16 protein-coding genes are annotated in these 22,128 nt (G+C 67.9%); 3 read left to right on the top strand and 13 right to left on the bottom strand.

The annotated features are described in order from the left end of the window. The first annotated feature begins 55 nt into the window (after positions 1-55). Positions 56-1,102: a type VI secretion system protein TssA gene (tssA, locus tag LC490_RS10515; RefSeq protein WP_223620156.1), complete on the top strand. Its 1,047-nt coding sequence runs from the start codon at positions 56-58 to the stop codon at positions 1,100-1,102. Between the two features lie 3 nt (positions 1,103-1,105). Next, positions 1,106-1,444: a hypothetical protein gene (locus LC490_RS10510; RefSeq protein WP_223620155.1), complete on the top strand. Its 339-nt coding sequence runs from the start codon at positions 1,106-1,108 to the stop codon at positions 1,442-1,444. A 6-nt stretch (positions 1,445-1,450) separates the two neighbouring features. Here LC490_RS10510 and recJ read toward each other — a convergent pair whose 3' ends face one another. From recJ to hrcA, 13 genes are all read right to left on the bottom strand, one after another. Further along, complete coding sequence (recJ, locus tag LC490_RS10505) at positions 1,451-3,187, bottom strand: single-stranded-DNA-specific exonuclease RecJ (protein WP_223620154.1); 1,737 nt, start codon at positions 3,185-3,187, stop codon at positions 1,451-1,453. An 8-nt stretch (positions 3,188-3,195) separates the two neighbouring features. Beyond that, a complete protein-coding gene (locus LC490_RS10500; RefSeq protein WP_223620153.1) occupies positions 3,196-4,137 on the bottom strand; it encodes a phosphoglycerate mutase in 942 nt (313 codons plus the stop codon). 42 nt (positions 4,138-4,179) lie between these two features. Beyond that, positions 4,180-4,656 carry a transcription elongation factor GreA gene (gene greA / locus LC490_RS10495; RefSeq protein ID WP_036149007.1) on the bottom strand — a complete coding sequence of 159 codons (477 nt, stop codon included), beginning with the start codon at positions 4,654-4,656 and terminating at the stop codon, positions 4,180-4,182. 213 nt (positions 4,657-4,869) lie between these two features. Next, positions 4,870-8,121: a carbamoyl-phosphate synthase large subunit gene (gene carB / locus LC490_RS10490; protein ID WP_223620152.1), complete on the bottom strand. Its 3,252-nt coding sequence runs from the start codon at positions 8,119-8,121 to the stop codon at positions 4,870-4,872. 7 nt (positions 8,122-8,128) lie between these two features. Then, positions 8,129-8,575, bottom strand: coding sequence for a hypothetical protein (locus tag LC490_RS10485; protein ID WP_223620151.1), 447 nt, complete (start codon positions 8,573-8,575; stop codon positions 8,129-8,131). Then, complete coding sequence (gene carA, locus LC490_RS10480; protein WP_031372727.1) at positions 8,575-9,702, bottom strand: glutamine-hydrolyzing carbamoyl-phosphate synthase small subunit; 1,128 nt, start codon at positions 9,700-9,702, stop codon at positions 8,575-8,577. Before carA ends, LC490_RS10485 begins: the two co-directional genes overlap by 1 nt. A 349-nt stretch (positions 9,703-10,051) precedes the next feature. Next, complete coding sequence (locus LC490_RS10475) at positions 10,052-11,017, bottom strand: zinc metalloprotease (RefSeq protein WP_081931015.1); 966 nt, start codon at positions 11,015-11,017, stop codon at positions 10,052-10,054. Positions 11,018-11,131: 114 nt separating this feature from the next. Beyond that, positions 11,132-11,869, bottom strand: a complete 738-nt coding sequence (gene dapB, locus LC490_RS10470; protein ID WP_223620150.1) for a 4-hydroxy-tetrahydrodipicolinate reductase — start codon at positions 11,867-11,869, stop codon at positions 11,132-11,134. A 145-nt stretch (positions 11,870-12,014) separates the two neighbouring features. Further along, positions 12,015-13,949: a DUF3857 and transglutaminase domain-containing protein gene (locus LC490_RS10465; protein WP_223620149.1), complete on the bottom strand. Its 1,935-nt coding sequence runs from the start codon at positions 13,947-13,949 to the stop codon at positions 12,015-12,017. Positions 13,950-14,426: 477 nt separating this feature from the next. Beyond that, positions 14,427-15,560, bottom strand: a complete 1,134-nt coding sequence (dnaJ, locus tag LC490_RS10460; RefSeq protein WP_031372723.1) for a molecular chaperone DnaJ — start codon at positions 15,558-15,560, stop codon at positions 14,427-14,429. A 315-nt stretch (positions 15,561-15,875) separates the two neighbouring features. Then, the gene (gene dnaK, locus LC490_RS10455) at positions 15,876-17,792 is read right to left on the bottom strand and encodes a molecular chaperone DnaK (protein ID WP_031372722.1); all 1,917 of its coding nucleotides are present in this window, start codon (positions 17,790-17,792) and stop codon (positions 15,876-15,878) included. 228 nt (positions 17,793-18,020) lie between these two features. After that, positions 18,021-18,539 carry a nucleotide exchange factor GrpE gene (gene grpE / locus LC490_RS10450; protein ID WP_223620148.1) on the bottom strand — a complete coding sequence of 173 codons (519 nt, stop codon included), beginning with the start codon at positions 18,537-18,539 and terminating at the stop codon, positions 18,021-18,023. Between the two features lie 512 nt (positions 18,540-19,051). Next, positions 19,052-20,104: a heat-inducible transcriptional repressor HrcA gene (gene hrcA, locus LC490_RS10445; protein ID WP_031372720.1), complete on the bottom strand. Its 1,053-nt coding sequence runs from the start codon at positions 20,102-20,104 to the stop codon at positions 19,052-19,054. Between the two features lie 252 nt (positions 20,105-20,356). On the opposite strand from hrcA, the gene recN reads away from it, so the two are divergent. Continuing rightward, positions 20,357-22,039, top strand: coding sequence for a DNA repair protein RecN (gene recN, locus LC490_RS10440; RefSeq protein ID WP_223620147.1), 1,683 nt, complete (start codon positions 20,357-20,359; stop codon positions 22,037-22,039). Positions 22,040-22,128 lie beyond the last annotated feature (89 nt).

The following is a 22,128-nucleotide window of genomic DNA, read 5'->3' as shown; positions in this document are numbered from 1 at the left end:
CATACCATTCGCTATCGAACGAGCAAGTCACGTCAAAGGACTAAGGACGGTTGGAATGCTTCCTTTCGACACACTGCATTGCGCGTCTTCGCTGATCGGGCCGATCGAACCCGATCGGCCTTGCGGAGAGAACCTCGATCGCGAGGAGGCCTACCTCGGCCTGCTGCGCATCGCGGCCGGTCGGGACCAACCCTTGTGCGGCGCATCCGTGCTCGCCGCGGCGCCGCCCGATTGGGTCCAGGTGGAGCGCGAAGCCTGCGACCTGTTGGCGCGCACGAAGGACCTGCGCATCGCCGCCTTGTTGACCCATGCCTGGTTGCAACGTTACGGCTTGCCAGGGTTCGCCAAGGGCCTGGAGCTGATCGAAGAATGGATGGATCGCTATTGGCTGGAAGTGCATCCGCGGCTCGACGTGCTCGGCCGTTACGACCCGCTGCCGCGTCTGTACGCGATCGCCGCGATCGCCGACGCGATGAGCATCGGCAAGTCGATCCGCAACGCAACCCTGCTGCGCGACCGCCACGGCGTGCTGACCTTGCGCGAGACCGTGCGCACGCTGGTCGAGGCACGCGTCGCAAACCTGCCTAGCGGTTGCAGCCTCGAGCGCAACAGCCTGGCCATCGATCTGCGCAATGCGCGATCCAGCGGACAAACCGAAGTCTTCGCGGTCGTGCACATCCTGGCGCTGCTCGCGCGGATCAAGGCCCGCCTCGGACAGGCGCTCGATCCGAGCCTGGTACCCGACTTCAGCGCGATCGAGGCGCCCTTGCGCGTCGTCCACGTGGTGCTGGATGCGAGCGCACCGCTCGACTCGCAAACCACGCCCCACCTGCACTCCGACGCCTGCGGCGAGCGGATCGTCCGCCAGGCCACTGCGACGATGTTGGAATTCCGCTCGCGGCGCGAGGTGGCCTTGGCGCTCGAACAGGCCAGCGCCTACCTAGAGCGCTACGAGCCCAGCCATCCGGCGCCGCTGCTGATCCGGCGTGCCCTGCGGATGATGGACATGAACTTCTGCGACATCGTGCGCGAGCTGGTGCCGGCCTCGTTGGCGCACGTGCAGAGCCTGGCCGGCACCTCGGTGTACGTACCGGCCGAGTGAATCTTGTCGGGCCGCGAGCTGCAGGCCGTGAATAATCTACGCGCGTTCGCCGTGCTGCACTGCCTGCTCGGTAATACGGACGTGGGCATCGGTCACGTGTACGCCGAAAGTCTCCATATCCGCGAGGCACTCATCGACTTCGACACCGGCCATCGGCTCGCCCTGCCGCATCTCCACGCTCATGAAATGCGACCAAGGAGCGAACTGCGCAGGCAGGTTGGCGCCGGACAGATCGGCGGTAAAGCCGAAAACCCTGCCGGGCCCTCGAAACAAATGTACTTGCATGGTGGTATCCACGATCTTGAAGGATGGCATCCGGGCGAAGCGGCCGGAGCGGCCTGATCCGCTTTAGAGCGACTCACGATAGACGACATTGAGCTGGATCGCGTCCCCGCCCCGGTAGTCGTCCGGCTCGAGTTTGAAGGCCGCCACGACGTACTTCGGCGGTGGCACTCCCTCCCAGCCGTTGAAATGGATGGCGTTCAAGGGCTCCGCCCTGCCTTCCATTCGCAGCACCAGCTTCAGGTGCTTCTCGCTCAGCACGCGATAGCTGACGACCTCGAAATTCCCGGAAAAAATCGGCTCGGGGAAACCTTGGCCCCAGGGGCCGCCATCGCGCAGCGATTCGGCGTGCACGCGATCGAATTCGCCGGTTTCGAGCTCGCCGTCGCTGAGCACGTCGGCCTGCAACAATTCCGGGGTCAGGATGCGGCGGGCGCAAGCCTCGAAGGCCTCGCGGAAGGCTTCGAACGCGTCCAGGCGCAGCGACAGGCCGGCGGCCATCGCATGGCCGCCGAAGCGTTCGATCAAGTCCGGGTGTTGCGCGGCGACATCGGCCAGGGCGTCGCGGATATGGAAGCCGGGAATCGAGCGCGCCGAACCGCGCAACTGCTCACTGCCGGGCTCGGCCGGCGCGAACGCGATCACCGGCCGGTGCAGGCGCTCCTTCATTTTCGAGGCGACCAGCCCGACCACGCCGGGATGCCAATCGTCGTCGAACAGGCACAGCGCCATCGGCATCGCCGCGGCATCGATGGCGACGCGGGCGAAGGCGAGCTCGGCCTCGTCGGTCATCTGCTGCTGCACGGCGCGGCGTTCGGCGTTGATCTCGTTGAGCGTGGAAGCGATGTCGCGCGCCTGCGCGGCGTTCTCGGTCAGCAGGCATTCGATGCCGAGCGCCATGTCTTCGAGGCGGCCGGCAGCATTGAGGCGCGGCGCCAGGGCGTAGCCGATATCGGACGCGGTGAGCCGCCGGTAATCGCGCTGCGCGACTTCGATCAGCGCGCGCAGCCCGGCGCAGCCCTGCCCGGCGCGCAAACGGCGCAGGCCGGCGGCGACCAGGGCGCGGTTATTGGCGTCGAGAGGCACCAGGTCGGCGACCGTGCCGACCGCGACCAGATCGAGCAATACGCTCAGGTCGGGGCCGTTGCCGTTGCCGTTGCCGTCGCCGAAGGCGCCGGCGTCGCGCAGGCGGCGGCGCAAGGCCAGCAACACGTAGAACATCACCCCGACGCCGGCCAGCATCTTGCTGGGGAAGGCATCGCCGGGTTGGTTCGGGTCGACGATGGCATCGGCGAGCGGCAGATGCTCGCCGGGCAGATGATGATCGGTGACCAGCACCTGCCAGCCGCGCCCGCGCGCGGCGGCGATGCCGGCATGGCAGGCGATGCCGTGATCGACGGTGACCAACAAGTCGGGTTGCAGCGCGGCGAGTTCGTCGACCAGGGCCGGCGACAGGCCATAGCCGTGCACGATGCGATTCGGCACCGCGTGTGACACGCGTTTGGCGCCGAGCATGCGCAGGCCGCGCACGCCGACTGCGCAGGCAGTGGCGCCGTCGCAGTCGAAATCGCCGACCACGACGATGTGGCGATCGGCGGCGATGGCATCGGCGAGCAAGGCGGTCGCCGCATCCAGGCCCAGCATGCCGTCGGGCGGAAGCAACTGGGTCAGCCGCGGCTGCGCCTGTTCGACGCAAGTCGCGCCGCGCGCGGCGTAGACCCGGCGCAGCAAGGGCGGAATCGCATCCGGCCACGACCCGGCTTCGGCCGGTTCGCGGCGGCGCAGGCGTGCGACGGGTTTCATCGTGCCATTCAATCCTGCAGTGAACGCAGCGGCTTGCGCCAGAAGCGCCAGCGCTGCGAGCGCGCGCACTCGAAACGTTCGCCGTCGGCGAAGGCCAGGCTGACGCGGTCGAGTGCGCCGGCATCCAGCGCGAGTCCGATCGGCTCGAACCAGTCGCGTTGCAAAGGGGTGACGTCGCGGGCGCCGCGCAGGTCGAACAGCCGCGCGCCCTTGCCCGCGCTCCAGGCCGGCGGCAGCTCGCCGGCGACGATGCCGGCCTGGGCGCCGAACGCGGTCAGGGCCTCGTCGTCGCTGCGCACTTCGCCGTATTCGCTGCGGACGTGATCGGGCAGCGCGCCGCCGCCCCAGAACCACAGCGAATTGATCGGCGCCAGCCCGGCGGCGATGCGCTGGGCGTTGTGCGGATGGTTGTGCAGCAGCACCTGCGCCTCGCTGAGCAAGGCGCGCCAGCGGCGACCTTCGGGGCCGTCGCCTTCGACGCCGGGCAGGTGCTGGAACATGTCTTCGCCGAGCGCCTGCTCGGGCGAGGCGAAACGCGGCAGACGCGCTTCGCGCGACAGCGCCAGATACCAGCGCGTCGGCGTCGGCGCATCGATCGGAAAGCCGGCATCGCCGAACAAAGGCTTCAAGGCCGGCAGCAGCGCGGCGCTGTCGCGTTCGCTCAGCGCCAAGGCCTCGCCATAAGCCAGCAGACGTGCGCCGTTGATGTCCGGGCGCACATAGGCCGGATCGGCGCGCAGCCAGGCGCCGAGCGCGGCATCGCCGACGTCGCGCTGACGCGTCACCGCCGCGACCGGCCAGCCGCGCGGCAGGATGTCGAACACCCGCGCAGCCTGGCCGCCGGCCTCGACGCTGCGATCGGCGCGCCCGAGCCGGCGCCCGAAGGCCTCGCTCAGGCGCTGACCGCCGAAACGCGCCCGTTCGGGCAACAGCAGGGTGACGCTGTTCATACGCGGCGGTTCATGCACGGCGAGCGCGGGTGCGGGTCACGGTCAGCCTTCGTAACTGACGCCGACGATCTCGTACTCGTGGGTGCCGCCCGGCGCTTCGATGACGACGCTGTCGCCTTCGTTCTTGCCGATCAGAGCGCGCGCGACCGGCGAGGAGATCGCGATCAGGCCGAGTTTGATGTCGGCTTCGAGGTCGCCGACGATCTGGTACTTGCGCTCTTCGTCGGTGTCGACGTTGGCCAGCTCGACGGTGGCGCCGAACACGACCTTGGAGCCGGCGTTGAGCTGGCTGATGTCGATGACCTGGGCATGCGACAGCTCGGCTTCGAGCTGCTTGATGCGGCCTTCGATGAAACCCTGCTGTTCGCGCGCGGCGTGGTACTCGGCGTTCTCCTTGAGATCGCCGTGGGCGCGCGCTTCCGAAATCGCGTTGATGACCGCCGGCCGCTTGACCGACTTCAGTTCTTCCAGCTCGGCGCGCAGACGCTGCGCACCCTTCACCGTCATTGGTGCTCTCATTCCAGCTTCCTCATACCGGGCTGTCCCGGCCGATCGAGTTGATTGTTGACCCATTGTGCCGGGAACGCGCGCGCTTGACACCCTTGTGACGGGGCGCCGGGTTCCGGAGCGGCAGCAAGCGGGAGAGGGCGTCCCCTGCCCCGCTCGAAGCGGGAAAGGGGCAAGCGGGCCCGGCCAGCGCCGGGCCCGCTCATTCGGATGGTCCGCGGCCGATCAGGCCGTGGCGGCGCCGATCTGCGCGTGCAGTTCCTGCAGCGACCAGACCGGACCGGTGCCTCGGTAATCCAGCGAGTTCACCAGTGCGCGCGCGCCCGACACCGTGGTCGAGTAGGTCACGCGTTGCTGCAAGGCCTCGCGGCGGATCGAGAACGAGTCCGAGATCGCCTGGCGGCCTTCGGTGGTGTTGATGATGTAGACGATCTCGCCGTTCTTGATCAGGTCGACGATGTGCGGACGCCCCTCGGTGACCTTGTTGACCAATTCGCAGGCGACGCCGTTCTCGCTGAGGAAGCTCTGGGTGCCGCTGGTCGCGACCAGCGTATAGCCGCGACGCACCAGTTCCTGCGCCACCGGCAGCACGCGCTGCTTGTCCGGGTCGCGCACCGAGATGAAGGCCTTGCCCACCGGCGGCGCCTTGATGCCGCCGGCTTCCTGCGCGCGCGCCATCGCCGCGCCGAAGTTCTTGCCGACGCCCATCACCTCGCCGGTCGAGCGCATCTCCGGTCCGAGGATCGGGTCGACGCCCTGGAACTTGGCGAACGGGAAGATCGCTTCCTTGACCGAGTAGTAATCGGGGACGATTTCTTCGAGCGCGCCCTGCGAGGCCAGGGTCTGGCCGACCATGCAGCGCGCGGCGATCTTCGCCAACGCCATGCCGGTGGCCTTGGACACGAACGGCACCGTGCGCGAAGCGCGCGGGTTGACCTCGATCAGGAAGATCGTGTCGTTGCCTTCGGCATCGGTCTGGATCGCGAACTGGGTGTTCATCAGGCCGACCACCTTGAGCGCCTTGGCCAGGGCCACGACCTGCTGGCGCAGGCGTTCCTGGGTGCCCGCCGACAGCGAGTACGGCGGCAGCGAGCACGAGGAGTCGCCCGAGTGCACGCCGGCTTCCTCGATGTGCTCCATCACGCCGCCGATCAGCACGTGGCCTTCGCGGTCGGCGATGATGTCGACGTCCACCTCGACGGCGTTGTCGAGGAAGCGGTCGAGCAGCACCGGCGAATCGTTCGAAACCTTGACCGCGTCGCGGATGTAACGGGTCAGGTCGGCGTCGGAGTAGACGATTTCCATGGCGCGGCCGCCGAGCACGTAGCTCGGGCGCACCACCATCGGGTAACCGATCTGGCCGGCCAGCAGCAGCGCTTCGTCGGGATTGCGCGCGGTGCGGTTGATCGGCTGGGCCAGACCCAGCTCCTGCACCAGTTGCTGGAAGCGCTCGCGGTCCTCGGCCAGGTCGATGCTGTCCGGGCTGGTGCCGATGATCGGCACGCCGTTGGCTTCGAGCGCGCGCGCGAGCTTGAGCGGGGTCTGGCCGCCGTATTGCACGATCACGCCCTTGGGCTTTTCGAGGTCGGCGATCTCGAGCACGTCTTCCAGGGTCAGCGGCTCGAAGTACAGGCGGTCGGAAGTGTCGTAGTCGGTCGAGACCGTCTCCGGGTTGCAGTTGACCATGATGGTTTCATAGCCGTCCTCGCGCAGGGCGAGCGCGGCATGCACGCAGCAGTAGTCGAACTCGATGCCCTGGCCGATGCGGTTCGGGCCGCCGCCGAGCACGATGATCTTGTCGCGGTTGCTCGGCGCGGCTTCGCACTCGTCCTCGTAGGTCGAGTACATGTAAGCGGTGCTGGTGGCGAATTCGGCGGCGCAGGAATCGACCCGCTTGTACACCGGGCGCACGCCGATGGCGCGGCGCAAAGTGCGCACCGCGGTCTCGTCGGTGCCGGTCAGCTGGGCGATGCGCGCATCCGAGAAGCCCATGCGTTTGATCGCGCGCATGCGGGTCTTGTCGAGCGCGCCCAGGCCGCCTTCGGCGATCTCGCGTTCGCTGGCGATCAGCTCTTCGATCTGGTCGAGGAACCACGGGTCGACGAACGACAGTGCGTGCACGTCCTCGACGCTCATGCCGGCGCGGAAGGCGTCGCCGATGTGGAACATGCGCTCCGGGCCCGGCTCCTTCAGTTCGCGGCGCAGCTTGGTCAGGTCGGCTTCGCTGCTCAGGTCCAGGCCAGTCGGGTCGAGGCCGACCTTGCCGGTTTCCAGGCCGCGCAGCGCCTTGTGCAGCGACTCCTGGAAGGTGCGGCCCATCGCCATGACTTCGCCGACCGACTTCATCTGCGTGGTCAGGCGGGCGTCGGCCTGCGGGAACTTCTCGAAAGCGAAGCGCGGGATCTTGGTGACGACGTAGTCGATGCTCGGCTCGAACGAAGCCGGGGTGGCGCCGCCGGTGATCTCGTTGCGCAACTCGTCGAGGGTGTAGCCGATGGCGAGCTTGGCGGCGATCTTGGCGATCGGGAAGCCGGTGGCCTTGGACGCCAGCGCCGAGGAGCGCGACACGCGCGGGTTCATCTCGATGACGACGACGCGGCCGTCGTGGGCGTTGATGCCGAACTGGACGTTGGAGCCGCCGGTGTCGACGCCGATCTTGCGCAGCACCGCGATCGAGGCGTCGCGCAGGCGCTGGTATTCCTTGTCGGTCAGGGTCTGCGCCGGCGCGACCGTGATCGAGTCGCCGGTGTGCACGCCCATCGCGTCGAAGTTTTCGATCGAGCAGACGATGATGCAGTTGTCCGCGGTGTCGCGGACCACTTCCATCTCGAATTCCTTCCAGCCCAGCACCGACTCTTCGACCAGGATTTCGTGCACCGGCGAGAGTTCCAGGCCGCGCTTGGCGATCTCCTCGAACTCTTCCTTGTTGTAGGCGATGCCGCCGCCGGTGCCGCCGAGGGTGAAGCTGGGGCGGATGATGGTCGGGTAGCCGACGCGGGTCTGGATGTCGACGGCCTGCTCGAAGGTGCGCGCGACTTCGGCCTTCGGGCATTCCAGGCCGATCTCGCTCATCGCGATGCGGAACAGCTCGCGGTCTTCGGCCATGCGGATCGCGTCGCGCTTGGCGCCGATCAGCTCGACGTTGTACTTCTCCAGCACGCCGTTGTCGGCCAGGTCGAGCGCGCAGTTCAGCGCGGTCTGGCCGCCCATGGTCGGCAGCAGCGCGTCGGGCTTTTCCTTGGCGATGATCTTCTCGACCGTCTGCCAGTTGATCGGCTCGATGTACACGGCGTCGGCCATGTTCGGGTCGGTCATGATCGTGGCCGGATTCGAGTTGACCAGCACGACGCGGTAGCCCTCGTCGCGCAGCGCCTTGCACGCCTGCGCGCCGGAGTAGTCGAATTCGCAGGCCTGTCCGATCACGATCGGGCCGGCGCCGATGATCAGGACGGTTTTGATGTCGGTACGCTTGGGCATGTCGTCCTCAGTAAAGTCGGTCCTGCCACGCGTCGGGCGCGCGCCAGGTGATCTGCTCGGGCGATCGTGCATCGATCGCCCCATGGTCGACCGCGGCGCGAACTTCGCGCTGCATCGCGGTCCAGGTCGGGGCGGCGGCGCCGAGGCGCGCGCCGATCCGGTTGTTGTGGGCATCCATCGCCCGGCTCGGGTTGCCTTGGCCGCCCCGCTCCATCACCGCGGTGACCCAGTCGACGCAGCGCGGCGACAAGGTGTAGGCGACGATCGCGCTGGCCAGGCTATGGCGGTACGCATCGGCCGGGCCGTTGCGTCCGCCCGGCAGCGCCGCGGCGAACCACTGCGCGTACACCGCGATCATCACGAAAGCGGGATACGCGGCGAGCGCGGCCAGCACCGCCAACGCACGCAGACACCAGCGGCGTCGGCGCGGCGGCTGGGCCGGCGCTGCGCTCATCAGGCCTTGGCCTGCTCGAGCATGGAAACGAAGCGGTCGAACAACGGCGATACATCGTGCGGACCCGGGCTGGCTTCCGGATGGCCCTGGAAGCTGAAGGCCGGCGCGTCGGTCAGGGCGATGCCCTGGTTGCTGCCGTCGAACAACGAGCGGTGGGTCACGCGCACGTTGGCCGGCAACGAGGCCTCATCGACCGCGAAACCGTGGTTCTGCGAGGTGATCATCACCCGGCCCGAATCGAGGTCCTGGACCGGATGGTTGGCGCCGTGGTGGCCGAACTTCATCTTCAGGGTCTTCGCGCCCGAAGCCAGGCCGAGCAACTGGTGGCCCAGGCAGATGCCGAAGGTCGGGATCTTCTTGGCGACGAATTCCTTGATCGCGGCAATCGCGTAGTCGCAGGGCTCCGGGTCGCCGGGGCCGTTGGACAGGAACACGCCGTCCGGATTCAGCGCCAGCGCCTCGGCGGCCGGGGTCTGCGCCGGCACCACGGTGACGCGGCAGCCGCGCTCGGCGAGCATGCGCAGGATGTTGAGCTTGACGCCGAAGTCGTAGGCGACGACATGGAAGCGCGGCTCGACGTTGACGAAGGCGTTGCGGTCCAGGTCGAGCTGGCCGTCGGTCCACTCGTAGCGTTCGCGCGTGCAGACTTCCTTGGCCAGGTCCATGCCCTTGAGGCCGGGGAACTTGCGCGCGGCTTCGAGCGCCTTGGCCACATCGATCTCTCCGGCCATCAGCGCGCCGTTCTGGGCGCCGGTGTCGCGCAGCAAGCGGGTCAGCTTGCGCGTGTCGATGTCGGAAATGGCAACCACGCCGCGCTCGCTGAGCCACTGCGGCAGCGCGACCTGGCTGCGCCAGTTGCTGGGGCGGCGCGGCACGTCGCGGACGATCAGGCCCGAGGCCCAGACCTGGCGCGCTTCGTCGTCCTGGTCGGTGCAGCCGGTGTTGCCGACGTGCGGATAGGTCAAGGTGACCAACTGGCGGGCGTACGAGGGATCGGTGAGGATTTCCTGGTAGCCGGTGATCGCGGTATTGAATACGACTTCGCCGACGCTGAGGCCGGGCGCGCCTACGGAAACGCCCTCGAATACGGTACCGTCTTCGAGGGCGAGGATTGCGGGTTGAGTCACGGGGGTCGCCTTGGCTGCCGAAGGATCTGATCCCGTGCGCGACATCGGCAAAACCGACTTGCAGCAAAGCGCGGACGCGGTGCGGGACCGGTCCGGCGTTCGGGATTCAGGCGAGCCGGAATTCTAGCGGCGATGGGCTCCGGAAGCCAGCTAAAATTTGCCCCGATCGCAGCAGCCAGGCCCGTTCAGGCAGCGCCGGCACGACACATTCGCCGCTGATTTATCGCGATTGCAGCGCTTCCAACCCTATGCAACTGCCTGAACAAAGCCTGGGCGCCCCGCTCCGCCGGCCCCGGCAGGCCTGTCCGAGGCTGGCGCGACGGCCTCGAGGCCGCCGCGCTGCCCGGGCTCAGGTTCCCAGCGACGGCTTGTAGGTCGCGGTCATGTCCTGCATGCGGATGCTTTGGTCGTCCGAAAACGTGTTCATGCACGAGTCGTAGCTGTAGTCCATGAAGTTGCGGATCGGGTCCAGCCCGCCGCCGGCGCAGCTGTCGCGGCCGACCGGGCAGCCCGAGGTCGGGCTGGCCTGCGGCGGGGTGTCGGCGATGTAGTCGCCGGGCGCGCTGCAACCGTTCTCGAAGGTGTGCTCCAGGCCGAGGTGATGGCCGACCTCGTGGGTCACCGTGTCGCCTTCGTTGTAGTTGGTCGAGGCGCCGCCCGGCAGCGAGGAATGCAGGGCCACCACGCCGTGGCGCTTGGACGCTTCGGGATAGGTGTCGGGCACGTAGGCATAGCCCAGGTAGCTGCCCGGGGTGCAGGTGTAGATGTTCAGATTGCGCGCCGGGTTCACCGCCAGCGCGTTCTTCATCTTCATCTCGTTGCTGAGGCAGTTGCCGTACCAGCTGTTGTTCTTGGTGCGGGTGACGCCGGCCAGGGTGAACTGGAAACCGCGCCCGGCGTAGGCCGCGTTGAGCACCTGCATCTGCTGCTGGATGCGCGCATCGGTGACGTTGCCGGTGTTGTCGGTGCGGGTGACCACATGGAACCAGACCGGCACGGTCTTGCTGGCCGCGACGGCCACGCTGGCGCCGAAGCGCACCGGCGAGGATTGGCGGAACTGCCGCAGGCGGCTTTCGACCTGTTGGCGGCGTTGCGGGGTCGATTGCGGCGCACCGCAGCGCAGGCCGTCGCGGACGAAGCCCTGAGCGTCCTGGATCTTGATCAGCGGCTGGCGGCTGTAACCGTTCGCGGTGGCCACGACCGTCTCGGTCGCGCCCGGTTCGGGGGCCTGTTGGGCCAACGCTTGTTGAGCCAGCGCTGGCGATGCAAACAACGACAACGCCGCGGTGGCCGCGAACATCCGGTGGTTAGGCATGGGTCTCTCTCTCCAGAGTGGGCGCCGCAGGTCGCGGCGGTCTCAATCTGGCCCAAGCGCGAACGCCCGGCTCGGCTCAGGCGTGCCCGCGCACGCTGCCGTTCGCGCCGGCGATCACAGATTCGGAAACATCAGCTCGGCCAGCCCGTAGCGCCCCGGCGCCTGGTGGGCGACGCGCAGTGCGGCTTCGAGCGCGCCGCGAGCGAAGATGTCGCGATTGGTGGCGCGGTGGATCAACTCCAGGCGCTCGCCGGCCGCGGCGAACTGGACCGTGTGCTCGCCGACGATGTCGCCGGCGCGCAGGCTGGCGTAATGCGGCTCTTCGCCGCGGCCGATCGCCGCGGCCGCACCGAGGTGCAAGGCGGTGCCGGAAGGCGCATCGAGCTTGCGGGTGTGATGGGCCTCGACCACGTCGCAGTCCCAGCCCGGCAAGGCCGCGGCGGCGCGGCGCACCAGCTCGGTCAACACCGCCACGCCGAGGCTGTAGTTCGCCGCCCAGACCACGGCGATGCCGTTCGCGGCGTCGTTGATCGCTGCGTTCTGCACCGAAGTGAGCCCGGTAGTGCCCGACACCAGCGCCTTGCCGCGTGCGGCGCACAAGGCCAGCACCGGGTCGAAGCCCTGCGGCAGGCTGAAGTCGATGGCGACGTCGAACTCCGGCGCCCCCGACAACTCGCCGACGGCGAAATGCGGCACCCCGTCGATGACCCGCTGCGGCGGCTGCGAACGCGAGTACGCCGCGACCACGCTCAAGTCCGCGCGCTCGGCGGCCAGACGCAACAGGGCCTGGCCCATGCGCCCGGAGGCGCCGTGGATCAGGAGACGGACCGGGGATTTGGTGTGTTCGCTCATGCGCGCAGGCTAGCGGCTGCGCGCCCCCGGCGACAAGCTAAACCGTTCGATCGAATCGCCTGGCGGAACTCGTCGCGGCATTCCCGCCGCGACGGTTCCTTCGCCGGTTCGGCCGCATTCGGCCGCTCCGGGCGGGCGGCCGGGGTTATTGATAAACCACCTGGGCCTTCAGGTTCGGCAACACCTTCTTCGTGAACGCATCGTAGGCCCGGCTGTATTCGCTGCTGCACACCGGCCCCACCGTTGCGTCCTCGATCACTCGGCTGGCCTCGAGCACATTGCCCTTGAGCGTATAAGTCGCGACATAACGCGAACCGCCCGACTCCAGGCTGAGATTCGGAGGGACCGCAATGACCTTCATCGTCGCCGGAAACTCGATGCGGTAGATCTCCTCCGAGCGCCCACCGGTGCAAGTGCTCTCGGCCTCATCGCGGGCTTCCTCGGTGCCGCTGCCGACCAGCGACGCGACCGGCATCGGATTGAAGAAGACCGGGCCGAGCGGGAACGCGCCCGGCACCGGCAATGCCTGTTTGACATCGAAGGTCGCGCTGTAGCGATGTGCGTTGCGCAGCGGCTTGGGATCGTCCTGGGTGAACACCCCTTCGGCGCTGAGGCCGCTGCGCTCGAACACCTTCTTGACCAGTTCCTTGGCGTCCGCGTCGCTGAGGTCCTTCAACCCGGCCCGGGTCGCGATCGCGGGCACGCCGGCCAGCTCGACCTCTACCTTGCCCTTCATCGAACCGTCTTCGAGCACGCTGATCTGGGTGCTGACGCGCTGGCGATTGCTCAGGGCCTTGAAGCCTGGCGTCTTGGCCGCCAGTTCGGGCCGGTCGATGCGCAACACCGGCTTGCCGGCGATCGAGATCGGCAATTCGCCGAACGGGATGCCCTTGGCCGTGGCGTCGACGTACAGGTCCAGGCCCGGCAGATAGTTCAGGACGTGGTTGACGCTGGACGCGACCGGCACGCTCGGCAGCTTGTAGACGTTGCCGGCGTTGATCAGCGCCTGGGTCGCCTCGATGCCCTTGGCCGCCAACAGCGCCTGCAGCAGGGTCGCATGGTCCTTGCAGTCGCCGATGCGGTTGTCGATCACGAACTCCTGATCGCGCGGCACCACCGCGCCCAGGCCGATGCAGTTGCCGGCGTAGTTGATATTGGTCGACACCCACTCGTACAAGGCCTGGGCGACGTCGCGCTGCGAACTCTTGCCGGCGGCGATCTCATCGGCGAGCTTGCGCACCCGCGGCGTCGGCACCGCCTTGGGCAGCGCGCGTTCGCCGTAGGCCTTGGCGATGTCGCCGTAAGTGCGGAAGGTCGAATAGGCGTAGCCGGTGGACTGCTCGATATCGTAGATCGTGCGGTTCTTGTCCTTGCTTTCGACGGGGTTGAGGTTCTGGAAAGACCATTCGACGATCTGGCGATCGCCGACGGTCTCGTCGCGCACCTGCTTGAGCGCGCCGAAGCTGCGCTTCTGGGTCCACATGCCGGCGGGCGCGTCGATCTTGATGCGCATATCGCCCTGATAGTTGTCGCTGTTGAAGCCGGTGATGTCGGAGAAATGGCCTTCGAACATCGGCTTCTTGCCGGTCAGCTTGTAGCTGAGCACGACCGTATCGCCGACCGCCAGGTCCGGATATACCAGGCTGGTGGTGGCGATGTCGGAGAACGCCGGGCCGCCGCCCTCGCGGCCGTCGTTGGTCTCGACCTGGAAATTCGACTTGGGCACGTCGATCCGGCGGCCATCGGCCTTGCGCGTGTAGGCCTCGAGGATGTCCAGCGTCTGGATGCTGGCGCTGTAGCTGACCGATTCGTGCTTGACGTATTCGAGCGCGGCCTCCTGCAGCACTTTAATCGCCGATTCGCGCTGTTCGATATAGGCGCCGTCCGGCTGGACCGTATAGGTCAGGTGCAGGCGCTCGTTGCGCAGCGGCTCGTCCTTGGCCGATTTGGCGCTGGCGGCCTTCGCGGTCCCGGCCGGCGCCTTGGCCTGCTCGACGGACGGAGCGGTCTGCGCCGCGGCGACGCCGACGCCCAGCACGAAACAGATCGCGGCCGACAGCCGCAGCGTAATCATTCGCATCCTTTCTACCCCTGATTCCTTATGAGAGGCGGTTGCCCGCAGCATCCCGCCGCGCCGATCAGCGCGGCAACGTTCTACCACATCGGTCGGCGTTTTGTTGCGCGACGCGGCGCGGCCGATTGCGAAGGAACACCCGGTCGACCCGGCCTGATCTTTCTCCGCTAGCAATGTGCCGCGTTGGCTATGTGCGGACAGATGCAAACGACGCTGCGACGGAAACCCCGCGGTCGCGGCTTGTGACCGAAGGAAATCCCCGTGGGACGCCGCTCCTACCCTTTGCATTCGCCGCTTTCGGGGTAGGAGCGGCGCAAGCCGCGACCGCGAACCACCGGACGCAGTGCACCGCCAAGCGGATGCCGAAACAACAGCGGCTACGGCACGAATACGCGCAAACGATCGCCGTGTTACGAACCACTTCACGTCGCCCACGAAAAAGGGGCCGAAGCCCCTCTTTCTATGCGTTCGAGACGGCGCCCGTCAGGACGTCATGCGGTCCCAGAACCCTTTGACCCCGTCGAGAAAGGTGGAGGACCGTGGCGAGTGCTTTCGCGCCCCCTCACCCACGAACGTAGCCTCGAACTTCTCCAGCAGCTCGCGCTGCTCGGGGGTCAGATTGACCGGCGTCTCGACCACGGCGCGACAGTACAGATCGCCCGGCTTGCGGCTGCGCACCGACTTGACGCCCTTGTCGCGCAGACGGAACAGCTTGCCGCTCTGGGTTTCGCCCGGAATGCGCAGCTCCACTTCGCCACCGAGCGTCGGCACCCGGATGGTGTCGCCCAGCGCGGCCTGCGAGATACGGATCGGCACTTCGCAATGCAGGTCGTCGCCGTCGCGCTGGAAGATCTCGTGCTCGCGCACGCGCACTTCCACGTACAGGTCGCCCGGCGGCGAACCGGTCGGGCCGGCCTCGCCTTCGCCGGTCAGACGGATGCGGTCGCCGTTGTCGACGCCGGCCGGAATCTTCACCGACAGGGTCTTGGTGCGTTCGACCCGGCCTTGCCCGTGACAGTCGCCGCAGGGGTTGGCGATGCTCTGGCCGCGGCCGTTGCAATGCGGGCAGGTCTGCTGCATCGAGAAGATGCCGCGCTGGAAACGCACCTGGCCGCGGCCGCCGCAGGTCGTGCAGTTCTCGACCTTGCCGTCGGCCGAACCGCTGCCTTCGCAGGTGTCGCAGGCGTCGAGGGTCGGGATTTCGATTTGTTTCTCGATCCCGCCGACCGCCTCTTCCAGCGACAGCTCCATCACGTAGCCGATGTCAGCGCCGCGACGCGGCGCGCGCGAACCGCCGCCTCCGCCGCCACCGAAGATGTTGCCGAAAATGTCGCCGAAAATGTCGCCCATATCGGCGTAGCCGGGGCCGCCGCCTCCGCCGCCCATGCCGTGTTCGAACGCGGCATGGCCGTGTTGGTCGTAGGCGCGGCGCTTGTTGGCGTCGGCCAGGACCTCGTAAGCCTCCTTGCATTCCTTGAACGCGGCCTCGGCGGCCGCGTCGCCCGGATTACGGTCCGGATGGTGTTTCATCGCGCAGCGGCGATAAGCCTTCTTGAGGTCGTCGTCGCCGGCGTTGCGCGCAACGCCCAGCACTTCGTAATAGTCGCGTTTGCTCATGGGCTGGGAATCGGGAGTCGAGAATCGGGAATCGTCAAATCAAAAGCGGTGGCCGCTGCGAGGGTGTGAACTTTTCGGCCGTCATTCCCGCGAAGGCGGGCTCTGCCGCTCTTCAGCGGCAGCCGAACATCCAGAGACTTCAGCACCATACCCCGGTGAAGCCCTGGGTCCCCGCCTGCGCCGGGACGACGATCGAAACACCAACGCATCGGCCACTGCCGCGTTGCGGATACGAGAACGGGGAACCGGGCCTTTGGACGCAAATCGCCGCGATGGCGAAAGCCCATTCCCGATTCCCCATTCCCGATTCCCGGCTTACTTCTTGTCTTCGTCCTTCACTTCGGTGAATTCCGCGTCGACCACGTCCTCGGACTTGGCCGAACCGGTTTCGGCGGCGCCGCCGGCGTCCGGCTGCGCGGCCTGGGCCGCGGCGAACAGCGATTGCGCGGCTTCTTCCAGCGCCTTCGACTTGGCCTCGATCTGGCCCTTGTCGTCGCCCTTCATCGCCGTTTCGAGGTCGGCGATGGCCGCCTCGGCGCGGCCGATCTGGTCGCCCGGCAACTTCTCGCCGTGCTCCTTGATCGTGCTGCGGGCCATGTGGATCAGGCCGTCGGCGTGGTTGCGCGCCTGCACCAGCTCGTGGAACTTCTGGTCTTCCTCGCGGTTGGCTTCGGCGTCGGCGACCATCTTGGCGATCTCTTCCTCGGACAGACCCGAGCCGGCCTTGATCTCGACCTTCTGCTCCTTGTTGGTCTTCTTGTCCTTGGCGCTGACGTGCAGGATGCCGTTGGCGTCGATGTCGAACGACACCTCGACCTGCGGCATGCCGCGCGGCGAGGGTTCGATGCCGGACAGGTCGAAGCGGGCCAGCGACTTGTTGAAGCGGGCCTGTTCGCGCTCGCCCTGCAACACGTGCACGGTCACCGCGGACTGGTTGTCCTCGGCGGTCGAGAAGGTCTGCGAGGCCTTGGTCGGCACCGTGGTGTTCTTCTCGATGATCTTGGTGAACACGCCGCCCAGGGTCTCGATGCCGAGCGACAGCGGGGTCACGTCGAGCAGCAGCACGTCCTTGACGTCGCCGGCCAGCACGCCGCCCTGGATGGCCGCACCCACAGCAACCGCTTCGTCCGGGTTGACGTCCTTGCGCGGTTCCTTGCCGAAGAACTCGGCCACCGCCTGGCTGACCTTGGGCATGCGGGTCTGACCGCCGACCAGGATCACTTCGGCCACGTCGCTGGCGCGCAGGCCGGCGTCGTTGAGGGCGATGCGGCAGGGTTCGATGGTCTTCTTGACCAGGTCCTCGACCAGCGACTCCAGCTTGGCGCGGGTCAGCTTGATGTTGAGGTGCTTCGGACCCGAGGCGTCGGCGGTCACGTACGGCAGGTTGACTTCGGTCTGCTGCGAGGACGACAGCTCGATCTTGGCGCGCTCGGCCGCATCCTTCAGGCGCTGCAGCGCCAGCGGATCCTTGCGCAGGTCGATGCCCTGGTCCTTCTGGAACTCTTCGACCAAGTAGTCGATGACGCGCTTGTCGAAGTCTTCGCCGCCGAGGAAGGTGTCGCCGTTGGTCGACAGCACTTCGACCTGCATCTCGCCGTCGACCGAAGCGATCTCGATGATCGACACGTCGAAGGTGCCGCCGCCGAGGTCGTAGACCGCGATCTTGCGATCGCCGCCCTTCTTGTCCATGCCGTAGGCCAACGCCGCCGCGGTCGGCTCGTTGATGATGCGCTTGACTTCCAGGCCGGCGATCTTGCCGGCGTCCTTGGTCGCCTGGCGCTGGCTGTCGTTGAAGTAGGCCGGCACAGTGATGACCGCTTCGGTGACCGGCTCGCCCAGGTAGGCTTCGGCGGTCTTCTTCATCTTGCCCAGCACTTCGGCCGAGATCTGCTGCGGCGCCATCTTCTTGTCGTCGAGGGTCGCGACCCAGGCATCGCCGTTGTCGTGCGCGACGATGTTGTAGGGCACCAGGCCGATGTCCTTCTGCACTTCGGCGTCGCTGAACTTGCGGCCGATCAGGCGCTTGACCGCATAGAAGGTGTTCTTGGGATTGGTGACCGCCTGGCGCTTGGCCGAGGCGCCGACCAGGACTTCGCCGTCCTTGGTGAACGCGACGATCGACGGCGTGGTGCGGTCGCCCTCGGAATTCTCGATGACCTTGGCCTTGCCGCCTTCCATCACTGCGACGCAGGAATTGGTGGTGCCCAGGTCGATGCCGATGATCTTGCCCATACGTAGTGCTCCCTCTCGAATGCTTGAATAGTTGGGGCGGTCCGCGCTGTGCGCCGTGCCGCCGATGTTCGTTATTTGGGGCTAGGTGCCGGGCAGTTCAAGCGCCCGTGCCCCGCCCTCGTGACGTCCGTCCCGGCCCTTCCCGGAACGTCCGCTTGCGGCTCGCGCCGCCCCCCGCTTCGGTTTCGCGACCGCGGCGAGCCGCGGCCGGGACCGTCCCGGGACCGTTCAGGCGTCCTGGGCGACCACCACCAGCGCCGGACGCAGCAGGCGCTCGTTGAGCAGCCAACCCTTCTGGTAGACCTGGACCACATGGTTCGGCGCCACGCCCGGCGCCGGCACCATGCTCATGGCCTGGTGATGCTCGGGATTGAACGGCTGGCCGGCCGGGTCGACCGCGACCAGGCCATTGTCGCCGGCGACCTTGAGCAGCTGGCGCAGGGTCAGTTCCATGCCCTGGCGCAGGGCGCTGGCGTCGTCGCCGGCCACGGCCAGGCCGGCCTCGAGGCTGTCGATCACCGGCAGCAGGTCGCCGAGCAGGCGCTCGTTGGCGAACTTGCGCGCCATCTCGACGTCGCGCGACACGCGCTTGCGCTGGTTGTCGAGTTCGGCGCGTTCGCGCAGCGTGTCCTCGCGCAGCTTGCTGAGCTCGGCGCGCAGCGCCTCGACTTCGGATGCCTCGGAGGAGCCCGGGACCTCGTCCTGGGACGCCGGGTTGAGTTCGGAATAAGGATCGTGTTGGTTCATGCCTGGGTCCTGGCGGTTTTTCCGCGACAGGCCAGCTATGGGGCCGCGATGGTGCGGTTCAAGTGCCCGGATCTGCATCGATCGCCCGGCATCGGCGTCGAGCGGCGGGTTTCGGGAGGCATTGCGCACCCCGGCGGCGCCGGCTTATGGGCAGGAGCGGAGCAAGCCGCGATCCACTGAGGTGATCAACCCCGGCTCGGCCCGAAGCCGATGGTCTCCAAAAGATTGGCCCCACCGGAGAGATGGCGGTCGCGGCTTACGCCGCTCCTACCCTGGGTTCCGGCTAAGTGGGATTGGCGGGACGATTGGACCGGCTGCGGAGGCGGAATCGCCCCTCGCTTTAGTCCACTTCGGTTGGTCGCGGCTCGCGCCGCTCCTACCCTGGGTTCCGGCTAACTGGGATGGGCGGGACGGTTGGATCGGCTTCGGAGGCGGGATCGCCCCTCGCTTTAGTCCACTTCGGTTGGTCGCGGCTCGCGCCGCTCCTACCCTGGGCTTCCGGACGGCCTCCCTCAGTCCCCCTCAGTGACGCCGAACGCATCCCCCAGCGCATCCGCGGCCGCCTGCACCACCGGGATCACCCGGTCGTAGGCCATGCGGGTCGGGCCGATCACCCCCAGCACGCCGAGCACGCGGCCGCCGGCGGTGTACGGCGCGGTCACCAGCGACACGCCCTCCAACGGCGCCAGGCCGGTCTCCTCGCCGATGAAGATGCGCACGCCCGGCGCGCGCACGGTGCGTTCGAGCAACTGCAGGATTTCGCGCTTGCGGGCGAAGGCCTCGAACAGCTCGCGCAGGCGGTCCAGGTCGGCCAGCTCCTGCACGCCCATCAGCCGGGTCTGCCCGGCCAGGACCATGTCGTCGTTGTCCGGGGTCAACACCTGCTCGGCCAGCTCGACCGACTGCGCGAGCAAGGTCTGCATCTCCGACTGGGCGTTGCGCAGATCCATCAGCAAGGTGGCGCGGATCTCGGCCACCGGCCGCCCGGCGAAGTGTGCGTTGAGGTAGTTGCCGACCCGTTCGAGTTCGCCGGCGTCGTAGGGGCGGCGGGTCTGGATGATGCGGTTCTGTACGTCCTGGTCGGCGAACACCAGGATCGCCAGCACCCGCTGGGCGTCCAGCGGCACGAAATCGATGCGCCGGAACGCGAACTGCTCGCGCTTGGGCACGCTGACCACACCGACGAAGTGGGTCATCGCAGACAACAGTTCCGAAGCGCTGCCCAGCAAGGCCTGGGTGCCCGAGCCCGACGGCAGCTCGCTGCGCAGGCGCGCGACCTCGCCTTCCGGCAACGGCCGCACCTGCAGCAGCGAGTCGACGAACAGGCGGTAGCCCTGCACGGTCGGGATGCGCCCGGCCGAGGCGTGCGGCGCGCTGAGCAGGCCGACGTCTTCCAGGTCGGCCAGGATGTTGCGGATCGTCGCCGCACTGACGTCGAGGCCGGCATGCTTGGCCAGGGTCTGCGATCCGACCGGTTCGCCGCTGTGGATGTAGCGGCCGATCAGCGTGCGCAGCAGTTGCCGCGCGCGCGGGTCGAGGCTCGGATCGGGCGGTCGGCGGTTCATGCTGTGGATATAGGCGCGGACGCGGGCCGGCGCAAGCGCCATCGTCCGATTCGACGATGGCGGTCCGCATCGGCCGCCCCGCCCTGCGCGCTGCGTCCGCATCGGTAAGAATCCTCGTGCACACTGCCGGCGGCGTACGCGTCCGCTCGCCTCGCCCTGCTCGTCTCACCCTGTGATCCGCATCCGCCCTACCCTCCGGCCCGCTTGCCGCCCATTCCCAGTCTCTCGCCGCCAAGGCACAATCGCCGCCGCATGCTCGCTCACCTCTCGCTCAAGCAATTCGCCGTCGTCAGCGCCGCCGAACTCAGCTTCGGTCCCGGCCTCACCGTGATCTCCGGCGAAACCGGTGCCGGTAAGTCGCTGCTGGTCGATGCCCTCGGTCTGCTGTCCGGCCTGCGCGCCGACAGCGGCGTGGTCCGCCATGGCGCCGACCGCGCCGAACTGGTCGCCGACTTCACCCTCGACGATGCGCCGCTGGCCGCGGCCTGGCTGCGCGACAACGAACTCGACGAAACCGGCGACGGCGAGGCTGCGATCTGCCAGATCCGCCGGGTGATCCGCGCCGACGGCGGTTCGCGCGCCTGGATCAACGGCCGCCCGGTCACCCTGAGCCAACTCGGCGAGCTCGCCGGGCGCCTGGTCGAGATCCACGGCCAACACGAACACCAGGCGCTAATGTCGCGCGCCAGCCAGCTCGGCCTGCTCGACGCTTACGGCCGCCACGACGCGCCGTTGGCCGTGGTCGAAGCCGCGGCGCAACAGTGGAGCGCGCTGCTGCGCGAACGCGACACGCTGTCGGCGCAGGGCGACGTCTCCGACCGCATCGCCTGGCTGGAACATCAGCACGCCGAGCTAGAACGCGAAGTGCTCGAAGCCGAGGCCTTGGCCAAGCTGCTCAGCGACCATCGCCGCCATGCCCATGCCGCCGGCCTCATCGCCGCCTGCGAATCGGCCTTCGCCCGCCTCGGCGGCGACGAAGGCCCGTCGCTGACCCGCCTGGTGCAACAGGTGCGCGGCGAGCTGCAGCGCGTCGCCGAGCACGAGCCGCGCTTGAACGATGTCGACGCCATGCTCGACAACGCCGCGATCCAGATCGACGAAGCGCTGACCCTGCTCGACCGGGTCCGCGACGATCTCGACCTCGATCCTTCGGCCTTCGAGCAGATCGAAAACAAGATCGGCCGCCTGCACGAGCTGGCGCGCAAGCACCGGGTCGCGCCCGAACAACTGCCGGCCACCCGCGACGGCATGGCCGGCGAACTCGACCAATTGCGCAGCGCCGGCGACCGCCTGCAGGTGCTCGACGGCGAAATCCAGAGCGCGCGCGCACAGTGGCGCCGCGCCGCCGACACCCTGGGCGAGGCGCGCCGCAAGGCCGCCAAGAGCCTGTCCGACACCACCAGCGTGCTGATCGGCGAACTCGGCATGGGCGGCGGGCGTTTCGACGTCGCCCTGGAGCCGCTCGACGAGGACCGCCCCGACCCGCAAGGCGGCGAGCGCGTCGAGTTCCTGGTCGCGGCCAACCCCGGCCAGCCGGCCCGGCCGCTGCGCAAGGTCGCCTCCGGCGGCGAACTCTCGCGCATCTCGCTGGCGATCGAAGTCGCGGCCTTCGGCCTCGACGCGGTCGCGACCATGGTCTTCGACGAAGTCGATTCCGGCATCGGCGGCGCCGTGGCCGAGATCGTCGGCCAGAAGCTGCGCGCGCTCGGCGCCAGCCGCCAGGTGCTGTGCGTGACCCACCTGGCCCAGGTCGCGGCCCAGGGCCACGCCCACTACCGCGTCAGCAAGGCCGCCAGCGAAGGCGTGACCCAGAGCGCGGTGCAGGTGCTCGGCGCCAAGCAGCGCGAGGAAGAACTCGCGCGCATGCTCGGCGGCATCGAACTCAATAAAGAAGTGCGCGCCGCGGCCAAGCGGCTGTTGGCCGACGTGGTCTGAGGTCGGGATTAGGGATTAGGGATTCGGAGCCTACATCGAGCTCAGCCTCGGAGCGGCTTCGACCTGGGTCGATCGAGCAAGCCCGTTGG

Origin of the sequence: Lysobacter sp. ESA13C, from assembly GCF_019970005.1 — a bacterium.
Classification (GTDB): domain Bacteria; phylum Pseudomonadota; class Gammaproteobacteria; order Xanthomonadales; family Xanthomonadaceae; genus Lysobacter; species Lysobacter antibioticus_B.
The sequence above is the reverse complement of the archived record's forward strand: the minus strand, read 5'-3'. Positions and strand labels throughout refer to the sequence as shown.

Bases quoted from the DNA above. Each gene is read 5' to 3' on its own strand.
- carB (WP_223620152.1), bottom strand. From the start codon at position 8,121: ATGCCCAAGCGTACCGACATCAAAACCGTCCTGATCATCGGCGCCGGC.
- dnaJ (WP_031372723.1), bottom strand. From the start codon at position 15,560: ATGAGCAAACGCGACTATTACGAAGTGCTGGGCGTTGCGCGCAACGCC.
- LC490_RS10485 (WP_223620151.1), bottom strand. From the start codon at position 8,575: ATGAGCGCAGCGCCGGCCCAGCCGCCGCGCCGACGCCGCTGGTGTCTG.
- recN (WP_223620147.1), top strand. From the start codon at position 20,357: ATGCTCGCTCACCTCTCGCTCAAGCAATTCGCCGTCGTCAGCGCCGCC.
- dapB (WP_223620150.1), bottom strand. From the start codon at position 11,869: ATGAGCGAACACACCAAATCCCCGGTCCGTCTCCTGATCCACGGCGCC.
- recJ (WP_223620154.1), bottom strand. From the start codon at position 3,187: ATGAAACCCGTCGCACGCCTGCGCCGCCGCGAACCGGCCGAAGCCGGG.
- grpE (WP_223620148.1), bottom strand. From the start codon at position 18,539: ATGAACCAACACGATCCTTATTCCGAACTCAACCCGGCGTCCCAGGAC.
- LC490_RS10465 (WP_223620149.1), bottom strand. From the start codon at position 13,949: ATGCGAATGATTACGCTGCGGCTGTCGGCCGCGATCTGTTTCGTGCTG.
- tssA (WP_223620156.1), top strand. From the start codon at position 56: ATGCTTCCTTTCGACACACTGCATTGCGCGTCTTCGCTGATCGGGCCG.
- dnaK (WP_031372722.1), bottom strand. From the start codon at position 17,792: ATGGGCAAGATCATCGGCATCGACCTGGGCACCACCAATTCCTGCGTC.
- hrcA (WP_031372720.1), bottom strand. From the start codon at position 20,104: ATGAACCGCCGACCGCCCGATCCGAGCCTCGACCCGCGCGCGCGGCAA.
- LC490_RS10500 (WP_223620153.1), bottom strand. From the start codon at position 4,137: ATGAACAGCGTCACCCTGCTGTTGCCCGAACGGGCGCGTTTCGGCGGT.
- greA (WP_036149007.1), bottom strand. From the start codon at position 4,656: ATGAGAGCACCAATGACGGTGAAGGGTGCGCAGCGTCTGCGCGCCGAG.
- LC490_RS10475 (WP_081931015.1), bottom strand. From the start codon at position 11,017: ATGCCTAACCACCGGATGTTCGCGGCCACCGCGGCGTTGTCGTTGTTT.